At 74.6% G+C, this 5,966-nt stretch carries 6 protein-coding genes; 4 read left to right on the top strand and 2 right to left on the bottom strand.

Features of this window, described 5'->3' with window-relative positions; genetic code table 11:
* Positions 1-79 precede the first annotated feature (79 nt).
* Genes ACWCSD_RS46175 through ACWCSD_RS46160 form a run of 4 tightly spaced genes read left to right on the top strand, consistent with a single transcriptional unit; the run spans position 80 to position 4,097 of the window.
* Complete coding sequence (locus ACWCSD_RS46175; protein ID WP_449925057.1) at positions 80-430, top strand: hypothetical protein; 351 nt, start codon at positions 80-82, stop codon at positions 428-430.
* Positions 430-1,350, top strand: coding sequence for a carbohydrate ABC transporter permease (locus ACWCSD_RS46170; RefSeq protein WP_397165811.1), 921 nt, complete (start codon positions 430-432; stop codon positions 1,348-1,350). The genes ACWCSD_RS46175 and ACWCSD_RS46170 overlap by 1 nt, the downstream gene beginning before the upstream one ends.
* A 15-nt stretch (positions 1,351-1,365) precedes the next feature.
* A complete protein-coding gene (locus ACWCSD_RS46165; RefSeq protein WP_397165809.1) occupies positions 1,366-2,193 on the top strand; it encodes a carbohydrate ABC transporter permease in 828 nt (275 codons plus the stop codon).
* Entirely contained in the window at positions 2,190-4,097 is a 1,908-nt protein-coding gene (locus ACWCSD_RS46160; protein WP_449925049.1) for a DUF5107 domain-containing protein, read from the top strand. Before ACWCSD_RS46165 ends, ACWCSD_RS46160 begins: the two co-directional genes overlap by 4 nt.
* A gap of 27 nt (positions 4,098-4,124) precedes the next feature.
* Here the strand turns inward: ACWCSD_RS46160 and ACWCSD_RS46155 are convergent, their stop codons facing one another.
* Positions 4,125-4,766 carry a maleylpyruvate isomerase N-terminal domain-containing protein gene (locus ACWCSD_RS46155; protein ID WP_449925046.1) on the bottom strand — a complete coding sequence of 214 codons (642 nt, stop codon included), beginning with the start codon at positions 4,764-4,766 and terminating at the stop codon, positions 4,125-4,127.
* Between the two features lie 11 nt (positions 4,767-4,777).
* Positions 4,778-5,966: WD40 repeat domain-containing protein (locus ACWCSD_RS46150; protein ID WP_449925043.1), on the bottom strand; the 1,189-nt coding region annotated here is incomplete at its 5' end.

The following is a 5,966-nucleotide window of genomic DNA, read 5'->3' as shown; positions in this document are numbered from 1 at the left end:
CCTGGACCAGCTTCCTGCCCACCTACGCGCAGATCACGGTCTCGTTCGACAAGGCCGAGTCGCTCCAGGACGGCAGGTCGTGCAGTTCGGCTTCGCGATGCCCGCCAAGGCCAGGAACGTCGAGGCCGGTGAGCGGTTCATCGCGTACCTGACGACCAAGGAGTTCGCCGACGACCTGGCCAGGACGGCCTCCGTGCTCTCGCCGCGCGAGGACGCGTTCGTGCCCGAGGCGCTGGCCGGGGTGAAGCGGCAGCTCGACAGCGTGCCCGAGACCTACCCGTTCGCGGCCGGGCTGAGCGTGCCGGGCTGGACCGACAAGGTCTACTACCCGACGGTGGGCGAGCTGTTCAACGGCAGGCTCACCGCGCAGGGGTTCGTGGACAAGATCACCGCGGTCCAGGCCGGCTTCTGGAAGAACCAGGGCAGCTGATGGCGGCCGAACCCGAGACGCGGCCCGGTCCGGCCGTACGGGCCCGGCAGCGGGCCTTCGTCCCCATGGTCGGCCCGGCCCTGGCGCTGCTGGGCGTCTTCGTCCTCGGCCCGGCCTGCTACGCGGTGTGGATCAGCCTCCAGCAGACCGCCGGGTACGGCGACTCGCGCTTCGTCGGCCTGCGCAACTACGCCCGCCTGCTGGGCGACCCGGTCTTCCACACCGCGCTGCTCAACACCCTGAAGCTGCTGGTCGTCGGCGGCGGCGTGACGTTCGCCGCCGGGTTCGCGCTCACGATGGTGCTCAGGGAGATGCGCGGGCGGCTGGTCGCGCGCAACATCCTGTTCTTCCCCAACATCGTCAGCGCGCTGGTGCCGGCCATCGTGGCGGGGTTCCTGTTCAACCCCGACGGGCTGGTCAACACCGTGCTGAGGGGCGTCTTCGGGGTGAGCGACCCGCCCAAGTGGCTGGCCGTGGACAACACGTTCACGCTCATCATGATCGTGGCGATCTGGGCGGCCGTCGGGTACTACACCACGATCATCATGGCCGCCGTCGACCGCATCCCCGCCTCCTTCTACGAGGACTGCGCGCTGCTCGGGGCCACGTCCTGGCAGCGGCTGCGGCACGTCACGATCCCGCTGACCTGGGACGTGCTCAGCGTCTGCGCGCTGCTGTGGACCATCAGCTCGATCAAGGTGTTCGAGCTGGTGCTGGTGTTCGGCGGCGGCACCGCGGGCACGCCGCCGAGCAGCACCTGGACCGTCGCCCTCTACAGCTACGCGGCCACGTACGGCGGCTCAGGCTCGCCGCCCGAGCTGGGGATGACCGCCGCCAGCGCGCTGTTCAGCCTGCTGATCGCGGCGGCCGTGGTGCTCCTGCTGCGGCGGGCGCTCGACCGTGAAGCCGTCCGGTTCTGAAAGGGGGGGCCGACCATGAGACCGACGAGGCTCGCGCCCATGAAGGCGGCCGTGTGGGCGGTCGTCGCCGCCGACGTGGCGCTGTTGGCGTGGGTGCTGATCACATCGCTGAAGAGCACCCGCGACGTGTTCGACCATCCCTGGCGGCTGCCGATCCCGCCGACGCTGGACAACTACCTGACCGCGCTGGAGGTCGGGAACTTCGGCCGGGCCGCGGTCAACAGCGCGGTCGTGGGCGTGCTGTCCTCGGTGCTGGCCGTGGTGGTCGCCGCGCCGGCCGCGTACGCGCTGACCCGGACCGCGAACCGGGCGGGACGGCCGCTGACGCTGCTGTTCGCGCTCGGGACCGGCGTGCCCACGCAGGTCATCCTGCTGCCGATCTTCCTCATGCTGAGCAGCCTGGAGCTCACCTCCACCCTGACCGGCCTCACCCTGGCCTACGTCGGCACGGCCATGCCGTTCACCGTCTTCCTGCTGACCGGCTTCTTCCGATCGCTGCCCGGCGAGCTGGAGGAGGCCGCCGCGCTGGACGGCGCCGGGGTGTGGCGGACGTTCCTGCGCATCGTGGTGCCGGTCGCCCGGCCGGGGCTGGTCACCGTGTTCGTGCTGCAGCTCATCGTCTCCTGGAACGAGACCATGCTCGCCCTGGTGCTGATGCAGGACGACGAGAAGGAGACGCTGCCGGTGGCGCTGATCGGCTTCGCCCAGCAGCAGCAGTACACCGGCACCAACTGGGGCGGTATGTTCGCCGGCGTCTGCGTGGTCGTGCTGCCCATGGTGGTCCTGTTCGCCTGGGTGGGACGCCGCGTCACCGAAGGCATCACCTTGGGGATGGGGAAATGACGACGACCGTCCGCCGCATCATGATCACTCTGCCGGTCGCCCTGCCCGGCCCGGACAACCCGCTGCCGCCCCTCGGCGAGGCCGCCGGGCCCGCGGCCACGGTCGCCGGCGCGCCGCCCGACATGGCCTTCCAGCTCTCCTACGGCAGGCTCGCCTCCGTGCTGCCCTGCCGCGTCCAGGACGGCTACGACCGGGCGCGCCGGCCCCGCCGGGTCGAGGCGATCCAGCTCGCCAACGACCGGCTGACCGCGACCCTGCTGCCCGGCTGGGGCGGCCGGCTGTACTCGCTGGTCCACCGCGACCACGGCGAGCTGCTCTACCGGAACCCGGTGCTGCAACCGGCGAACTTCGGGCTGACCGGCGCCTGGTTCTCCGGCGGCGTGGAGTGGAACTCCGGCTCGACCGGGCACACCACGCTGACCTGCCGCCCGGTCTTCGCCGGAGAGGCCGAGGGGCCCGACGGCACGCCGATGGTCCGGGTGTGGGAGTGGGAACGCACCCGGGACCTGCCGTACCAGGTCGACTTCTGGCTGCCGCGCGGGTCGGACTTCCTGTACGTGGGCGTGCGCATGCGCAACCCGCACCCGCACGAGGTGCCGGCGTACTGGTGGTCGAACATCGCCGTCCCCGAGACCGGGCGGACGCGCGTGCTCGCCCCGGCCGGCACGGCCTGGCACTTCGGCTACGCCGGGCGGCTCGAACAGGTCCCGATCCCGGTCTGGGACGGCCTGGACCGCAGCTACCCGGCCCGCGCGGACCACGCCGCCGACTACTTCTTCGAGCTCGGCGACCGCCGTCCGTGGATCGCCGCGCTCGACGGCTCCGGCGCGGGCCTCGTGCACACCTCCACCAGGTCGCTGCGCGGGCGCAAGCTCTTCCTGTGGGGACGCGGGCCGGGCGGGCGCCGCTGGCAGGACTGGCTCACCGAGCCCGGCACCGGCGGCTACCTGGAGATCCAGGCGGGGCTGGCCCGTACCCAGCTCGAACACGTGCCGCTGCCCGGCGGGGGCGAGTTCTCCTGGCTGGAGGCGTACGGGCCGTTGCGCGCCGACCCCGCCGCCGTGCACGGCGCGGACTGGTCGGAGGCGGTGCGGGCGGCCGAGGAGGAGCTGGCGGCCCGGCTGCCGGCCGCCGAGGTGTCCGCCGCCTGGCGCAAGTGGCGGCCGCACGCCGACCAGGAGCCCGTCCGGATCCTGGCGGAGGGGTCCGGCTGGGGCGCCCTGGAGGTGGCGCGCGCCGGCGTCGCCACGCCCGGCACCCCGTTCCCCCGGTCCACCCTCGGCGCCGACCAGTCGCCCTGGCTGACTCTCCTCACCACCGGGGCCTTCCCCCGTCCTGAGCCCTCTCCCGGCGCGGATCCCGGGCACAGCCTCGTGTCCGCGCCGTGGCGGCGGCTGCTGGAGCGGGCGCCGGAGACCTGGGTGACGGCCTACCACCTGGGCGTGGCCGCCTGGCACGCGGAGGACCGCGCGGAGGCGGTACGCGCGTGGCGGCGCTCCGCCGAGCTGCGCCCGAACCCCTGGGCGACCCGCTGCCTGGCCCGCACCACCGCGAACCCGGACGAACGGGCCACCCTGTACCTCACAGCCCTCCGCCGGACGGCCGGACTCGTCCGGGAGCGCCTGGCGGCGGAGGCGGCCGTCGCGCTGCTGGAGGCCGGCAGGGCCGCCGAGTGCCTGGCCGTCCTGGACACGCTGCCCGCGACCGGCCGGGCCGTCCTGCTCCGCGCCCGCGCCCTGCTCGCCGCCGGGGACCGGGACGGCGCCCGCGCGCTGTTCGACGCCGGCTTCGACGTCGATGACCTGCGGGAGGGCGAGGCCGTCCTGCACGACACGTGGTCGCGCCTGACCACCGACCCGCTGCCCGGACGCTACGACTTCCGCATGCACCCCGACGACGCCTGACCTGCCCTCACTCGCCGGTGCCGGTGGTCAGCTCAGCAGCGGGAAGCGGTCGTCGGCGGACGGGAGCCGTCCGGTGGCTTCGAGCACGTACGTCATCAGGTCCAGATGGGCCGGGCGGTCCGCGCCGAGCAGCCCGTCGAGGGTCTCGCCCGCCAGTTCCAGCGCCTCCCGGGCGGGCGGCCGCGCGGCCTGCAGGTCGAGGTGGTGGACGGCGGCCTCGGTCGCCAGCGTGGCCAGGAAGTCGGGCACGGCGATCACGTGGCCCTGCGTGGCGACGTGTCCCGCCGGGTCGGCCGCCAGCGCCGCCCGCACGGCGGCGGGGGCGGTGTCCTGCCACACCCGCAGCACCCCGGAGGGCCGGGTGAAGGCGGACGCGGACCTGCGCACCCACCAGGCGTGGGCGTCCGCGCCGCCCCCGGCGCCCTCGGGGGCGTCCGGGACGGGCTGGAAGGAGCTCCAATAGGTGACGTGGTCCACGTCGGGCGGCCCGTCGGCCGGGGTGGCGAACGCGACGAGGGCCCGCTGGGCGTCGCACAGCACGTGGAAGAGCAGATCCACCCCTGCCCAACCGGCGCACCGGGTGGGCCTGAGCGGATCGGTCTCGCTCACCGCGGCCGTGAACTCGCGGTAGGCGGCGGCGAGGGCGGTGCGGGCACGTTCGAAGTCCATGGGGACGATTCTTACTCGCGGCCCGCCGCTTCCGACCGGACGGGCGGGCAGCCCCGCTGGTACGGGCGCTGCGGGAAGTGCGTCCGCCACTCCGCGGACGTCAGCTCCCCGGCCCGCCGGCACAGGACGGCGGCCGAGGCGGCCGGATCGAGCTCGTACCGCTGGACCGGGACGTGCTCCCCGGCCACGTACAGGACCCGGCCGCCGTCGCCGAAGGCCAGCGCGAGGACGGCGTCGCCCGGCGTGGGCAGCGGCGAGCCGATCGGCTGGCGGGAGGCCACGTCCCACAGCTGCAGCGAGCCGTTCGCGCCGCCGGTCGCGAGGACCGTGCCGTCCGGCGAGAACGCCAGCGCGTTGACCATGACGCTGCGGTCGGCGGCGGCCGTCGTGGGGATCGCCAGCGTGCCGAGACGGCGCTCCGCGCGGCCGTCCCACAGGACGGTGCGGCCCGTGGCGTCCCCGGCGGCCAGGTACCGGCCGTCCGGGCTGAAGGCCAGCGAGGTGGTCTGGCCGGGCCCGTACCGGCCCTGGACCCGCCGCGTCGAGGGCAGGTCGACGAGGTCGCCCATGGAGGTGACCAGCAGCCGCCGGTCGGGGTCCGTCCGCAGCTCGTGGCCGGTGACGTCGGGGAGCGTCTTGGTGACGGTCCGGCTGCGCGGGTCCCAGACGCTCAGCCGGCCCACCAGGGGCGGGGAGGCCGCCAGCAGCGTGCCGCCGGGGCCGAAGGCCAGGGCTCCGACCGAGCGGGCGTCGCCGTCCAGCGTCAGGCTGTCCGACAGGCGGGCGCGAGCGACGTCCCACACCGACACCCGGGTGGGCAGCGAGCGGTAGCCCAGGGGGGAGCCGCCGTAGGCCAGCCGCCGCCCGTCGTCGTCGAAGGCCAGCAGCACCGTGCACTGCGGGATCTGCGACTTCGGCTCGGGGCAGGCCACCTCCGGGAGGTCGGCGGTGGGCCGGCCGGTCCGCCGGTCGTACAGCCGGAAGCGCACGAGGCCGGTCTCGTGCCCCGGGTAGCCGAGGGCGAGCGCGGCCCCGTCCGGGCCGAAGGCCGCCGCGGCGGCCGCCTCCTCCCGCCATCCGGGGCTCGCCGCGCCGCCCAGGTCGAGGGTGCGCACGGTCGCGGGCCACGTGGAGCCGGACCCGGCCACCAGGCAGTTGTGGTCGCGGTCCGAGTAGCCGAACACCAGGTGCGCGGCGCGG

The organism is Nonomuraea sp. NPDC001684, assembly GCF_053596515.1.
This window is presented reverse-complemented; position numbering and strand designations above follow the sequence as displayed.